The 13,939-nt window shown below is 61.1% G+C and carries 15 protein-coding genes; 6 read left to right on the forward strand and 9 right to left on the reverse strand.

Going from position 1 to position 13,939, the window contains the following annotated elements:
• Nucleotides 1-23: 23 nt before the first annotated feature.
• Together ACS4RR_RS00400 and ACS4RR_RS00405 are read left to right on the forward strand one after the other, a co-directional pair.
• Nucleotides 24-923, forward strand: coding sequence for a ribokinase (locus tag ACS4RR_RS00400; protein ID WP_017966763.1), 900 nt, complete (start codon nt 24-26; stop codon nt 921-923).
• 345 nt (nt 924-1,268) lie between these two features.
• A complete protein-coding gene (locus tag ACS4RR_RS00405; RefSeq protein WP_456189555.1) occupies nt 1,269-3,602 on the forward strand; it encodes a methyl-accepting chemotaxis protein in 2,334 nt (777 codons plus the stop codon).
• Nucleotides 3,603-3,690: 88 nt separating this feature from the next.
• Here ACS4RR_RS00405 and ptsN read toward each other — a convergent pair whose 3' ends face one another.
• From ptsN to lptC, 7 genes are all read right to left on the reverse strand, one after another.
• On the reverse strand, nt 3,691-4,155 hold the full coding sequence (gene ptsN / locus ACS4RR_RS00410) for a PTS IIA-like nitrogen regulatory protein PtsN (RefSeq protein ID WP_017966761.1): 465 nt from the start codon (nt 4,153-4,155) through the stop codon (nt 3,691-3,693).
• 70 nt (nt 4,156-4,225) lie between these two features.
• Nucleotides 4,226-4,801: a ribosome hibernation-promoting factor, HPF/YfiA family gene (gene hpf, locus ACS4RR_RS00415; RefSeq protein ID WP_017958734.1), complete on the reverse strand. Its 576-nt coding sequence runs from the start codon at nt 4,799-4,801 to the stop codon at nt 4,226-4,228.
• A 291-nt stretch (nt 4,802-5,092) separates the two neighbouring features.
• Nucleotides 5,093-6,016, reverse strand: a complete 924-nt coding sequence (locus ACS4RR_RS00420) for a DMT family transporter (RefSeq protein ID WP_222386613.1) — start codon at nt 6,014-6,016, stop codon at nt 5,093-5,095.
• Nucleotides 6,017-6,146: 130 nt separating this feature from the next.
• Nucleotides 6,147-7,706 (reverse strand): RNA polymerase factor sigma-54, encoded by a 1,560-nt coding sequence (gene rpoN, locus ACS4RR_RS00425; RefSeq protein ID WP_260109939.1) that lies wholly within the window; start codon nt 7,704-7,706, stop codon nt 6,147-6,149.
• 155 nt (nt 7,707-7,861) lie between these two features.
• On the reverse strand, nt 7,862-8,638 hold the full coding sequence (gene lptB / locus ACS4RR_RS00430; protein WP_020486179.1) for an LPS export ABC transporter ATP-binding protein: 777 nt from the start codon (nt 8,636-8,638) through the stop codon (nt 7,862-7,864).
• A 40-nt stretch (nt 8,639-8,678) separates the two neighbouring features.
• On the reverse strand, nt 8,679-9,314 hold the full coding sequence (locus ACS4RR_RS00435; protein ID WP_222387262.1) for an LptA/OstA family protein: 636 nt from the start codon (nt 9,312-9,314) through the stop codon (nt 8,679-8,681).
• 15 nt (nt 9,315-9,329) lie between these two features.
• Nucleotides 9,330-9,995 carry an LPS export ABC transporter periplasmic protein LptC gene (lptC, locus tag ACS4RR_RS00440; protein ID WP_017966754.1) on the reverse strand — a complete coding sequence of 222 codons (666 nt, stop codon included), beginning with the start codon at nt 9,993-9,995 and terminating at the stop codon, nt 9,330-9,332.
• A gap of 225 nt (nt 9,996-10,220) precedes the next feature.
• On the opposite strand from lptC, the gene sppA reads away from it, so the two are divergent.
• From sppA to ACS4RR_RS00455, 3 genes are all read left to right on the forward strand, one after another.
• Nucleotides 10,221-11,171, forward strand: coding sequence for a signal peptide peptidase SppA (gene sppA, locus ACS4RR_RS00445; protein ID WP_170257397.1), 951 nt, complete (start codon nt 10,221-10,223; stop codon nt 11,169-11,171).
• A 29-nt stretch (nt 11,172-11,200) separates the two neighbouring features.
• Entirely contained in the window at nt 11,201-11,500 is a 300-nt protein-coding gene (locus tag ACS4RR_RS00450; protein ID WP_003544934.1) for an integration host factor subunit beta, read from the forward strand.
• A gap of 268 nt (nt 11,501-11,768) precedes the next feature.
• The gene (locus ACS4RR_RS00455; RefSeq protein ID WP_017966752.1) at nt 11,769-12,101 is read left to right on the forward strand and encodes a LapA family protein; all 333 of its coding nucleotides are present in this window, start codon (nt 11,769-11,771) and stop codon (nt 12,099-12,101) included.
• Between the two features lie 39 nt (nt 12,102-12,140).
• Here the strand turns inward: ACS4RR_RS00455 and ACS4RR_RS00460 are convergent, their stop codons facing one another.
• Both ACS4RR_RS00460 and ACS4RR_RS00465 read right to left on the reverse strand, forming a co-directional pair.
• On the reverse strand, nt 12,141-12,575 hold the full coding sequence (locus ACS4RR_RS00460; RefSeq protein ID WP_456189556.1) for a GNAT family N-acetyltransferase: 435 nt from the start codon (nt 12,573-12,575) through the stop codon (nt 12,141-12,143).
• 37 nt (nt 12,576-12,612) lie between these two features.
• Entirely contained in the window at nt 12,613-13,068 is a 456-nt protein-coding gene (locus ACS4RR_RS00465; protein ID WP_456189557.1) for an SRPBCC family protein, read from the reverse strand.
• Nucleotides 13,069-13,136: 68 nt separating this feature from the next.
• Between ACS4RR_RS00465 and ACS4RR_RS00470 the strand changes: the two genes are divergently transcribed.
• Nucleotides 13,137-13,784, forward strand: a complete 648-nt coding sequence (locus ACS4RR_RS00470; protein WP_260109938.1) for an NUDIX hydrolase — start codon at nt 13,137-13,139, stop codon at nt 13,782-13,784.
• Nucleotides 13,785-13,939 lie beyond the last annotated feature (155 nt).

Raw genomic sequence — 13,939 nt, forward strand, 5'->3', positions numbered from 1 at the left:
GCTCTAGAAGACGGGACACATTCATGATCACAGTTTTCGGGTCCATCAACATGGATCTCATCGCCACGACCGAGCGCCTGCCGAAGCCCGGTGAGACGGTGGCCGGCAACGGCTTTGCGACGGCCGCCGGCGGCAAGGGCGCCAACCAGGCGCTGGCAGCGCGGCGCGCCGGCCGCTACGTGCATATGGCCGGCGCCGTCGGCAAGGATGCTTTCGCTGCGGAGGCGCTGGCCCTGCTCGATGATGCAGGCACCGACCTTTCCCTCATCAACCATGTCGACGGTCCGACAGGCACGGCGCTGATCCTTGTCGGCGGCGACGGCGAGAACATGATTGCCGTCGTTCCCGGCGCCAATGGCCAGGTCACGCCTGCCGATGCCGAGACGGCGATCGGCCGCATGAACGAAGGCGATATCCTGATGCTGCAGCTCGAAGTGCCAGCTGCTGCCGTCGAACGTGCGCTGTCGGCCGCCCGCGCCAAGGGCGTCACCAGCATCCTCAACCTCGCGCCGCTGATCCCCGATGCGCCGCGTCTCGGCCGACTTGCCGATATCGTCATTGCCAACGAAACCGAGTTCGAGCGGCTTGCCGGACAGGAGGGCATGGACGCCCAAGCACGCGAGGCAGCCCTTGCGCGCCTGCATGCGGAGACGGGCCAGACGCTGATCGTGACGCTCGGTGCCGACGGGGTCATCGCCATCCGCGACGGGGCGATTTCACGAGCGCAGGGTCTCAAGATCGAACCTGTCGATACGGTCGGCGCCGGAGACACATTCTGCGGCTATTTCGCTGCCAGCCTCGACGAAGGCCTCGATTTTGTCTCGGCGCTGCGTCGTGCGGCGGTTGCCGGTTCGCTCGCATGCCTCAAGGCCGGGGCGCAACCTTCGATCCCCTTGAGCGAGGAAGTCGCAGACAGGATATAGGGGCGTCTCTTTGCGAAACCGCCGGCGAAACGCCCTGTAATTCAGGGCGTTCCGGCGGTTTTCCTTGTCTCGACCGATCGAGTTTCATTCAAATTTAAGAGATTTCCGGCGATGTTCCTCGTGGCCGCCGGTTCCCTGCGCTTTTGGAATCCAGCTGTCGACTGCATAATTCCTTAAATCGGAATCGATTTAAGGATGAAATTATGCAGCCATTCAAAGTGCTACAGCGTCCTTTGCGCGTCTCGAAAAGACGCACGGCGCTGTAGGCGGCTGCCCCATGATGGGGCGAGCCTTCGCTCCTGCGCCGGAGAATGCCCGTTCGGCGCATCCTTGCCCGAGGACCCCATGTTCATTTTTCGCATGAAATCGCTTGCCGCGAAACTCATCGTCATCACCGGCATCGCCATCGCGCTTGTTCTCATCGTTTCGAATTTTTTCCTCATCGGCCAGACCCGGGATCGCGTCCAGACGCTGACGATGGATCAGGCCAACCTCGAAGCGAAATCGATCGCCAATGAAATCGCCGCCAATGTCGGCGAACTCGCCAGCGCCGCTCGCACCATGTCGGGCGTCATCGGCCGCGGCCATGAAGGCAAGTCGCTCGACCGCAAGGGCATGATCAACGTACTGAAAGCCAATCTCGAGCAGAACACCTTCGCCTTCGGCAGCTGGTTCTGCGAACAACTCGGCGCGCTTGACGGCAAGACCACTGAGGTCGCCAACAACAATGACGAAGGCACCAACAAGAACGGCGCCTTCACGCCATACTGGTCGAAGACCAAGGACGGCGGCATCCAATATTCGACCTTCGACAATGATTATACCGCCGCATGGTGGAAGCTCGCCGCCGACAGCGGCAAGGGCGCGATCACGACGCCCTATATGGCCGAGGGAACGGACGTGCCGACGCTGCTGACCTCGATTGCCTATCCGGTCATGTCTGGCGGCAAGATGATCGGCGTCGGCGGTGTCGATATTTCGCTGAAGTCGCTGACCGACAAGCTGCAGGCGCTGCATCCTTTCGGTTCGGGCCGCGTCACGCTGCTGTCGCAGGCCGGCAACTGGATCGTCGCGCCGATCCCCGACCTGATGACCAAGGAATACGACGGCGAGGGCACCGACATCGTCAAGACGGCGCTGTCGAGCAAGCAGCCCGGTCTCGTCAGGAACCTCACCTATGACGGCCTCGATCCCTTCGATCGTGTCGTCTATCCGTTCGCGGTCCCCGGCGTCAACGCCACCTGGGTCGTGCTCGTCGACGTGCCGCACACGGCAATCAACGCGCCGGTGCGAGACCAGACCTACGTGATGATCATCAACGGGCTGATCGTGCTTGGCGCCGTCATGCTGGCGCTCCATTTCGCGGTCCGCTCTTTCGTGCAGCGGCCGCTCGGCGGCCTCGTCGCCAGCGTCAAGGCACTGAGCGACGGCCAATATGGCGAACCAATCGCCGCCCAAGACCGCAGCGACGAAGTCGGTTCGGTCGCCAAGGCGCTGGAAGGCTTCCGCTTCACGCTCGCCGACAGCCGCCGCCTCGAAGACGAGGCCGCCGACCAGCGGCAGGCCGCCGAGACCGAGCGCAGCCGTTCGGAATCGGAACGCCAGGAATCGGTGTCGCTGCAGCGCCATATCGTCTCGATCGTTGGCGCCGGCCTTTCCGCGCTGTCGCAGGGCAATCTCAGTCACCGCATCACCGACGAATTCCCCGGCGAATACGGCAAGCTGAAACAGGATTTCAACGCCGCCCTTGCGAGCCTCGAAGAGACGATCAACACGATGAACCTCAGCGTCGCCAACATCGGCTCCGGCACCGGCGAAATCAGTAACAGCGCTTCCGACCTCGCCAAGCGCACCGAGCAGCAGGCAGCAAGTCTGGAGGAGACGGCGGCGGCGCTCAACGAGCTCACCGCGCAGGTCGATTCCAGCGCCGAGAATGCGCGTACGGCAGCCGACAACGTCAACCTCGCCTGCCAGGATGCGGAAAAGTCCGGCGAAGTGGTGCAGAAGGCGATTGCCTCGATGCGAGGGATCGAACAATCTTCGACGGAGGTTTCGCGGATCATCGGCGTCATCGATGAGATCGCCTTCCAGACCAATCTGCTCGCCCTGAATGCGGGTGTCGAGGCGGCGCGTGCCGGGGAAGCCGGCAAGGGTTTTGCCGTCGTCGCCCAGGAGGTGCGTGAACTCGCGCAGCGTTCGGCCAATGCCGCCAAGGAAATCAAGACGCTGATCAACACCTCGGCCGTCCAGGTCAAGGAAGGCGTCGATCTCGTCGGGCGCGCCGGCGGCACGCTGCACAAGATCGCCGAACAGGTGATGGGCATCAACGACCTCATCCGGCAGATCTCGGCATCGGCCAGCGAACAGGCTGTCGGCTTGAAGGAAATCAACCAGGCCATGAACCAGATGGACCAGGTAACGCAGCAGAACGCGGCGATGGTGGAGGAAGCGACTGCTGCGAGCGTCGCACTCAACGACGAGGCACAGACGCTGAAGCAGCTCGCCACCCGCTTCAATGTCTCAGGTTCGAGGAACGCCGCAGCGCTTGCCTCGGTCGCACAAAAGATGCGGGCGCCGGCAGCCGCGGCCCCTTCGCCTCGCTCCCCGGCGGTCCGTCGCTCCGTTGTTCCGTCGCGCGGGTCCGCGGCCGTGGCGCACGACAGCTGGGAAGAGTTCTGATCGTCCAACCCCTCATAATGTAAAAAGCGCCTGAGAGATCAGGCGCCTTTTTACATTCGAGAATAGATGCGTTATCGCGCGGCGTGCGTCAGGCAGCGTTCGACGCCTGCTCTTCGTTGAGGAAGGCATAGATCGCCTGGGAGGAATCGGTGGCGCGCAGCTTGGCGACCAGATCGTGATCGCGCAGCACGCGGGCGATCCGCGACAGAGCCTTGAGATGATCGGCACCCGCGCCCTCCGGCGCAAGCAGCAGGAACACGAGATCGACCGGCTGGTCATCCAGCGCCTCGAAATCGACCGGCTGCTCCAGTCGGGCGAAGATACCGACGATCGAATGGATGTTTCCCAGCTTGCCGTGGGGAATGGCGATGCCGTTGCCGACGCCGGTCGAGCCCAGGCGTTCGCGCTGCAGGATAACGTCGAAGATCTCCCGTTCGGAAAGCCCGGTGATCCTGGCGGCTCTTGCAGCCAATTCCTGAAGCAACTGTTTCTTGGAATTTACTCTGAGGGCGGGAATGATCGCATCCTGATGGAGCAAATCTGCCAATGCCATTTCTTTTTCCTTCTGTCGCCGGAATCAAATGCAAGGAGCGGCGGCAACACCGCCGCTCACCACGCCGATCTCAGCCTTTGATACTGGCTGAATCGATCCAGCCAATATTTCCGTCGTGCCGACGGTAAACGATGTTCAGATGTTCCTTGCCGGGGCTGCGGAACAGGAGAAGCGGCTCGTCGGTCATGTCGAGCGCCATCACGGCGGTGGCGACCGACATGGTCTTCAGCTGCTTCGTGCTTTCAGCGACGATCGCCGGAGCGAAATCGTCGGCGATTTCATCATCGTGATCAGGAACGGAATCCATAACCGTGTAGGAGACCTCTGCAAAACCATTCAGATGGTTTCCGGCGTGATGGTCCTTCAGTTTGCGCTTGTAACGCCGCAGCCGTTTTTCGATCCGCTGGGAGGCGGCGTCGAAAGCCAACTGCGGGTCGGTCGCCTCGCCGGCTGCATGCAGTACCACCCCGCTGTCGAGATGCAGCTTGCAGTCCGCCGAGTAACGAGAACTCGCCTTTTCCACGGTCACCTGGCCGGAATATCCCCCGTCGAAGTATTTCGTGATGGCCATACCAATTTGGTCCTCGATCTTTTGACGGAAGGATTCACCAATTTCCATATGTTTCCCGGATACACGCACACTCATGGAGTTTCCCTTCTTATGGTCGTTTGCGGGTATCAGTTTACGCCAAGCCTCAGGTTCATCCAAGCACTTCGCACAATCTCAAGCAAGATCGGCTTAGGCCCGCGGGTCCTTGGTACCCTTCTGATGCTGGGGATAACTCCAGATGCCGTTCGCGGCATCGATTGCGGCGGGCTTCTAGCCAGAGGCTACCGAAAAGTCAATAGGGCGAGAATCACCATCGCCGACGCCCGGGTAACGTGTAGTCGATACCTTGCTTGGCAAGTTATGCCGCCGATTGCCACCCCATCCACTTTATGCGCCTCGCGCTTGCGTTGCGCTCGTCCTCGCGGGGATCGTCATGGCTGCGACACCTGATATGACGCAGACGAGTCCGATCCAGGCCGTCTGGCTCAGCCTTTCGCCGAGGAAAACGATGCCGATTGCAACACCGATCGGCACTCTGAGATAGGCTTGCGAGGTGGTTCCGACCGAACCCAGCGTCTGGACGAGACGGAAATAGATCGTGAAGGCAAGGGCCGTCGAAAAGGCGGAGAGGGCAAGCAGCGCCAGCATCGATGCCGCCGACGGGTCGAGTTCCCATGGCCGATCGGCGACGAGGCTCACAGGCAGGAGAATGACCGCGCCTGAAATCAACGAGCCGGCCGCCGGCACTGCGGGATCGAGCCCCTTGAAGTTCTTGCTGAAAATCGCGGCACCTGCATAACAGATGGTCGCCAGGATGATGGCAAGCTGCGCCATCAGGCTATCGCCGAGACCGTCGAGCGCTTCGACGCCGATGACGAGGCAGATGCCGACAAGCCCGGCGATGACGCCGAAAAGCCTTCGCAGCGTCACCTGCTCATGGCGGGTGATCAGCACGGCCAGCAGGAAGGTGAAGATCGGCGTTGCCGAATTCAGGATCACCGCCAATCCAGCGTCGACGGACTGTTCCGCCCAGGCGATCAGCGTGAAGGGGACGACGCTGTTCAGACAGGCCTGAACGAAAAACCGCCGCCAGGTGGCACGATCGCGCGGCAGACGGACACGCCGGTGGCGCAGGACGGCCAGCAGAATACCGCCGGCAATCAGCGTGCGGGCGGCGATCAGCGTTATCGGCGGGATCGTCTCGACGCCGATCTTGATGAAGCTATAGGAGGAACCCCAGAGGCTCGCCAGCACCAGCAGCAGGAAAAGCTCCCTGGCAAGGTTCGGATTTTGCGGCGTCATGGTCGGCATTTCGATCTTCGTTGAAGACAATTCAAAGGGTTGCAGCGCCGTTGCGCGTCTGAAAAGACGCTGGGGCGCCGGAGAGGAATAGCGGGATTTGCGGGCCGGATGCTTCGATCGAGGTCGAAGCATTGCTGCGTCAGAAGCCTGCGACCTTGGCGAGCGCCCGCTTCTCGCGGCGGCGCTGGACCGAAGAGGCGATGTTCATTGCCTCCCTGTATTTCGCAACGGTGCGGCGGGCGAGATCGACGCCGCCCTTCTTCAGCATGTCGACGATATCGTCGTCGGAAAGCACCGCCTCCGGGCTCTCCTGCAGGATCAGCGCGCGGATCTTGTGACGCACGGCCTCGGCCGAATGGCTGTCGCCGCCGGCGACGGCGCTGATCGAGACGGTGAAGAAATATTTGAGTTCGAAGAGGCCGCGCGGCGTCAGCATATATTTGTTCGACGTGACGCGGCTGACGGTGGATTCATGCATCTTGATCGCTTCGGCGACCGTTTTCAGGTTGAGCGGGCGCAGGTGATCGACGCCGTGCAGCAGGAAGGCGTCCTGCTGGCGGACGATTTCGCTTGCCACCTTCATGATGGTTTTTGCCCGCTGGTCGAGGCTGCGGGTCAGCCAGTTGGCGCTCTGCAGGCAATCGGAGAGGAAGGCGTGGTCCTCGCCGTTCTTCGTCACACGGGAAAAATAGGACTGGTTGACCAGCACGCGCGGCAGCGTATCCGGATTGAGCTCGACCAGCCAGCCGCCGTCCGAGGCGGATCTGACGACTACATCCGGCGTGATCGCTTCGAAAACACCCGCTTCGAAGCCGCTGCCGGGCTTGGGATTGAGCTGACGGATCTCGCCGAGCATGTCGAGAAGATCCTCCTCGTCGACGCCGCAAAGCCGCTTCAGCGTGGCAAAATCACGCCGGGCGAGCAGTTCGAGGTTTTCGACCAGAGCCTGCATGGCCGGGTCGTATCGGTCCTTCTGCCTGAGCTGGATCGCCAGGCATTCGGCGAGGCTGCGGGCGAAAACACCTGGCGGATCAAGGCTCTGGAGGGTGGCGAGCACGCGCTCGGCCTGTGCGAGGCTCGTGCCCAGCCTCTCGCCCGCCTCGACGATATCGGCCTGCAGATAACCGCAGTCGTCGAGCTGATCGACGAAATTCTGCGCGATCAGACGGTCGGCCATGTCAGGCAGGACGAAGGGGATCTGCTGGGCGAGATGATCGCGCAGCGACACCTGGCCGGCGACGAAATCGTCGAGATCGTAGTCGGCGCCCTCGCCGCTGCCCGACATCGACTTCCACTGGCTGACGAGCTCCGGCGCATCGAGGCGCTGCGGGGCACCGTCATCAGGAAAGACATTGGTGTAATTGGCGTCGAGTTCGTCGTTCAGCCGGCTCGTGCTGGCGCTGCCGCCATTGTCATACCAGTCGCTGGAAAGCGCCTCGGTCCGGTTGTCGTAACCGTCATCCGACCCGGCATCCTCCGGCTGATGAGCGTACTCTCCATCTTCGGATTCGCCGCGTTCGCCGGCCCCCTCGCCGTCATTCGACGGAAATTCGAGCAGCGGGTTCTTCTCGACTTCCTGGGCGATGAACTGGGTGAGTTCAAAATGCGTCATCTGCAGCAACTGGATGGATTGCATCAGTTGCGGTGTCATCACCAGGGATTGGGTCTGGCGCAGGAAAAGATTGGCGGACAGTGCCATGACGGACGCGAAACTCCCCTCAATTCCTCCGAGAATCCGCGTCCGATCAAGGCTTCAGGCCACGGAAATCCAAGTTGGCCCAAAAATTGCTTTTTTATTGGATTTGGTCAAGCGGAACTATGCCGACAAGGTGAATTTCTGCGGGCGGCCCGGTATCAGAGGCTGAAATTGTCACCGAGGTAGAGCCGGCGCACTTCCGGATTGTTGACGATGTCGTTCGCCCGGCCATGGGTCAGCACCTCACCGGCATGGATGATGTAGGCGCGGTCGATGAGACCCAGCGTCTCGCGCACATTGTGGTCGGTGATGAGAACGCCGATGCCGCGCGCCGTCAGGTGGTGAACGAGATTCTGGATGTCGGCGACCGAGATCGGGTCGACGCCGGCGAAGGGCTCGTCGAGCAGCATGAAAGTCGGGTCGGTCGCAAGCGCACGCGCGATTTCGAGGCGGCGGCGCTCACCGCCGGAAAGGGCGACGGCGGCACTCTTGCGCAGCTTCTGGATATGGAATTCCTCCAGCAGCTCGTTCAGCTTCTGCTCGCGCTCGGCCTTGTCCTTCACATGCACTTCGAGGACGGCGCGGATATTCTGTTCCACCGTCAGCCCGCGGAAGATCGAGGCTTCCTGCGGCAGGTAGCCGACGCCAAGGCGCGACCGGCGGTACATAGGCATGGTCGTGACGTCGTTGCCGTCGATCTCGATCGTGCCTTCATCCACCGGCACAAGGCCGGTGATCATATAAAAACAGGTGGTCTTGCCGGCGCCGTTCGGGCCGAGCAGGCCAACGGCCTCGCCACGGCGCACCACCAGCGAAACGCCGTTGACGACGCGCCGCGTCGCATAGGTCTTCGTCAGACCGCGTGCGATCAGCGTTCCCTGATAGCGGCTCTTGTCGGCGGCACCCGCAGCTTGTGGCCCGGGCTTGCCGAACATGGTGGATAGCGATGATAATTTCACGTGGGAGGCCGGCTTCTCAGTTCTGCTTCTGCTGCGGTGTATTCGGCTTCGATTTCGGATCGAGCTGAATCTGGACACGCTCGCCGCAGCTTTCAAGCTCCGCCTGGCCAGTCTGCATGTGAACCGTCAGTTTGCAGCCGGTGAAGACGTTCGGCCCGTCCGACAGAATAACCTTGTTCCCCTCATCTGCCGTGAGGATGAATGTCTGCGAGGCCATGTCGAAATTGCCGTCATCGGCGGTCGCCGTCTGCGTGCCAGAGGTCAAGAAGACCTTGTCCGTCACCGTGATCTTGTCGATATCAGCACTTCCCGATGCAAGCGAGGCCGACTGCTCCGGCTGGGCGGCGGGTTGCGCGCCATCAGCAGCCGGCTTTGCTGCCTTGTCCTTGTAATAGACGGTCATCTTGCCGGACTGCATCGTCGTCGTGCCCTGGACGACCTTGACCTTGCCGGTGAAAAGCGCGGTGTGTTCCTGGTCATGGATCTCAAGCTTGTCGCTTTCGATCTGGATCGGCTGGTCGTTGGAAAGCTTCATGCCCGACATCGTGGTCGACTGCGCACCCGCGCCCGAGGCCGTCAGAATAAGGGCAAATGCGCCGGCAACGAATGCCATGCCTGTCTTGCAAGTGGAAATGCGACAATCTTTTGTCATGGATGACCCGGCTGGTTAAGTGCCCTGTTTATGGATGGTGGATGGATCGACATTCATTCGAACATTCCCCTCGAATGTGATCACCCGCCCCTTATCGGATATCTGAAGCGTCTTCGCAACAATGGAGGCATTGTCCTTGGTGATGGTGACGGGGTCGTCGCTCCGCATGTTGCCGCCCTTGATGTCGAGCTGCGCGGACTGGAAATTCGCATTGAGGCCGCTGCTCAGCACCAGGGTGAAGGGGGCCGTCATATGCAGGTTGTCGGTGGTGCGGTTGTAATCAGCGGTCGAGGCGACGACGCGGGCGATCAGGCCGTCATTCATCGGCACGGCGGCCTTGATCGTCTCGAGCGTGATGAGATTGGGATTGCGGATATCCTGCAGGGCCCTTTCGGCCAGCATCGAATAGTTGATGCCGTCGGAATTGCGTCCTGATATCGCCGGCTTTTCCATCACGACCTTGCCGTTCTCGATCTTGGCGCCTTCCATCTTGACATTCTCGGGCAGATAGATGCTGACCAACGCCACCGCCGTGAGGCTCGCCGCGATGGTGAGGGCCGCCACCGGCAGCAATATCTTCAGCCGCCGCACGCGGGCGGAATGGAACAACGCGTCGCCATAGGCGCTCCTGCCGGACCCTGAATAGGCGGCATGTCCGTTGTTCTTCAGGGTATCGAGCATAGGCCTCGTCCATGTGCGGTGATCGCCGCGCCTCAATAACAAAGCGGGCCGCCAATCACAGTTCGTTTCGCATTATTACATTGGCTTGCCAATATGGAATTTTTTCTGCAACAAGCAACACAACGGAAAAACATTCAAAAGTGGCATTCGTACGGGCCGCTGCTACCTTATTCCACCGGATTGATCGGCGGCATGCCGAAGCCGGTGCCAGCGCTGGAGGTTTCCATGGACAGTTCGATCATCGCGGATCGCCGGCGGCTGCGCCGCAAGCTCGGCTTCTGGCGCCTCTTCGCGGTGGCCCTCATCGTGGCACTTGGTTTCGCCTTCTACCACTTTGCCCTCGGCGATGCCGGGACGCAGCGCCCGCATATCGCCCATGTGACGATATCCGGGCTGATCGTCGATGACGACGAGCTTCTGGAGCGGCTGAAGAAGGTCGAGACCAGCGATCAGGTGAAGGCGGCGGTGATTTCGATCTCCTCGCCCGGCGGTACGACCTATGGCGGCGAAAAAATCTTCAAGGCGATCCGTGCGATATCGGCCAAGAAGCCTGTCGTCTCCGACGTGCGCACGCTTGCCGCCTCCGCCGGATACATGATCGCCACCGCCGGCGATACGATCATTGCCGGCGACAGCTCGATCACCGGCTCGATCGGCGTCATCTTCCAGTATCCGCAGATCCAGCCGCTGCTCGACAAGATCGGCGTCTCGCTGCAGGAGATCAAGTCTTCGCCGCTGAAGGCCGAGCCCTCGCCCTTCCACGAGGCGAGCGAAGAGGCCAAGGCGATGATCCGCAGCATGGTGGTCGACAGCTATAACTGGTTCGTCGACCTGGTTGCCGACCGGCGCAAGCTGCCGCGCGACGAGGTGCTGAAACTGGCCGACGGAACGATCTATACCGGCCGCCAGGCGCTGAAGGTGAAACTCGTCGATGCAATTGGCGGCGAGGCTGAGATCCGCGCCTATCTGAAGTCGCGCGGCGTCGACAGCGAACTGCCGATGGTGGACTGGGACAAGAAGAGCAATACGCCCTTTCTGCTCGCTGGGGCTGTTTCGCGGTTGATTACGATCTTCGGTTATGATGATGTCATGAAAACCCAGGATATCAATGGAATCCTGCCCCCAAAGTTGCTTCTTGACGGGCTGCTTTCAGTTTGGCAGGTTGGCCACGATTGATAAGAAATCAATAATTTAAGGGGGCGAATGTGATCAAGTCCGAATTGGTGCAGATTGTTGCGGCACGCAACCCGCATCTCTATCATCGCGACGTCGAGAATATCGTCAACGCGGTTCTCGACGAGATCACGGATGCACTGGCTGCGGGCAACCGTGTCGAATTGCGCGGCTTTGGCGCCTTTTCGGTCAAGAACCGCCCTTCCCGCTCCGGCCGCAACCCGCGGACCGGCGATACCGTCTTCGTCGAGGAGAAGTGGGTTCCCTTCTTCAAGACCGGCAAGGAACTGCGCGAGCGGCTCAATCCCGGCCAGGCCGACGAAGAGGATTGAGCAGTTGCTCAAGCATGTCGCGCAAAAGTGTGCAGCGGATTTGCGATAACGACATGCATCGACATAAAGACCTAAAGCGTGCGGAGCAAATCTGAAAGATTGCGACGCGCTTTAGCCGCCTGCGGCAAAACCGCACTTGAACTCGAGGGCCGTTTTCCTATTCTGGCGACGCATCGTATTTTACGCCTCTCACAAAGATGCGCGGCGCAGTAAGGACGAAACGCGCCCTGCAAAAAGACCGGCGCAATCTGCCGCGTGGAGACCTCAAATGGCCAAGAAGATCGTCAACCTGTTGATTCTGCTGCCGCTCGGCGTCATCCTCATCGTCTTTTGCGTCGCCAACCGGCAGAGCGTCACGCTCGCCTTCAATCCGTTCCGGCCCGAAGACCAAGTGCTTGCAGTTTCCGCGCCCTTCTTCGTCTTCCTGTTCATCGCGCTGATCACAGGCATGCTGATCGGTGCGGCCGCCACCTGGTTCAGCCAGGGCAAACACCGCAAACGCGCCCGCACCGAGGCCAAGGAAGCCATTCGCTGGCAAGGCGAGGCCGACCGCCACAAAAACCGTGCCGAGGAAATCGCCGGGCAGCTGCCGGCGCGGTAAAGCCGGATTGGCATGTCGACGGCCAGTTTTGGCGGCGTCTCAAACCGGAAAAAAACTCAATTCCTCATAGTCACCCTCCGGCGAGGCGCCGTTGCCGGTCACCTGGAACCCGTGGGAAAGGTAGAACGCCTTTGCCCGCCGGTTCTTCACCAGGCATTTCAGCCTGTACCGGTGTTGCGGCCATTCCGGCAGGGCGTGCAGCAGCGCCGTGCCAGCGCCCTGCCCCTGGAATTCAGGGCTGATATAGAGCATGTGGATGAAATCGTCCTCCGGCCAGAGCGACAGGAAGCCGGCGACGCTGCCGCTTTCATGCGCGCAGACAAAGACCGTCTCGCCGTTCGTATGGGCGGCGAAATCCTCGCGGTAGAACTTGCCGGGGTCGACCCAGACGAATGTTTCGCGGCGCACGTAAAGATAAATCTCCGCGAGCATTTCCTGATCTTCCGCCCGCGGCGGCCTGATGGTCCACGTCATGACGTCGATTTAAACAAACCCTCAGCCCGCGCCAAGCCTAACCGGCCGCCATCTTCGCGACGACAGCGGCATTGAAATCCGAAAAGAACCCTTCGGCGAGCTTCTTCGAGGTCAGATCGAGCAGGCGGGCACCGAGCTGGGCGAGCCTGCCACCGAGTTCGGCCTTCGACCGGTACTGCAGTATGGTCTCGGCACCCCTTTCCTCGAGCACGACATCGGCGCTGCCCCTGGCGAAGCCGGCAAGACCGCCTTTGCCTTCGGCCGACAACGTGTAGCTCTTCGGCGCATCCACATTGGAAAGCGTCAGCAGCCCATGAAAGGTGGCAGACAGCAGGCTGAACTTGACCTTGATCGTCGCCTCGAACGCGCTCGGCGACAGCCGCTCGATGCTCTGACAACCTGGGATGCAACCGCGCATGATCTCGGGATCGTTGAGCGCTGCCCAGACGACGTCCCGCGGCGCGGCGATGCGTTCTTCGCCGGTGAAATCCATTCGATAGCCCCATCTCCGATCGGTTCATCTTATCCCAGCGGGAAAGCGCTTTGCCAAGGCGGGACGGAATGTTATCTGCCGGGCTCCGACCTGGCACATATTTGACACACATAGGGGATGGGCCGATGAACGACGAACTGAAGCCGTGGAGTGTGACGGCAAGCCGCATCACCTATGAAGATCGCTGGATCCGGGTCCGGAGCGACGATTGCGTCACTGCCGATGGAACCGTCATCGCGCCATTCCATGTGCTCGATTATCCTGACTGGATCAACGTCATTCCGCTGATGCCTGACGGGCGCGTGCTGCTGACGCGGGAATACCGGCACGGCCGCGGCGAGATCGTGGCCGGTCTCGTCGCCGGCGGCGTCGAACCCGGCGATAGCAAGACCGGCGATGCGGCAATGGCGGCGGCACGGCGCGAGCTGCGGGAAGAGACCGGCTATGAAGCCTCCACCTTCGTCAAGCTGCTCACCTCCTATCCGAATGCCGCCAACCACAGCAATGTGGTGACGAGCTGGCTGGCGCTCGGCCTGAGCAAGGTCGGCGAACCGGCATTCGACCCCGGCGAGAAGGTCGACCTGCTGTTTGCGGATCTCGCTGCCATCCTGAGCGACCTGCAGTCCGGCGCCGTCATCATGCAATCGATGCATGTCGCAGCCCTCTATGCGGCGGAAAGCTGGCTTCGCACACAGACCTCCGAGGGCTTGAAATAGGCGCCGCGCCAGGTGACCCTGTCGTCTTGCCCGGGCCAGGTCGGCTGCGCAGTTGATCCGGCACGGTTTTCTGCGCTACTGCATAATTCAAGTGCTGCAGCGTCCTTTGCGCGTCTCAAAAAGACGCACGGCGCTGTAGGGGACGCAAAGCCGAT

The sequence above is a fragment of the Rhizobium zaerense genome, assembly GCF_051810725.1.
Lineage (GTDB): Bacteria > Pseudomonadota > Alphaproteobacteria > Rhizobiales > Rhizobiaceae > Rhizobium > Rhizobium leguminosarum_I.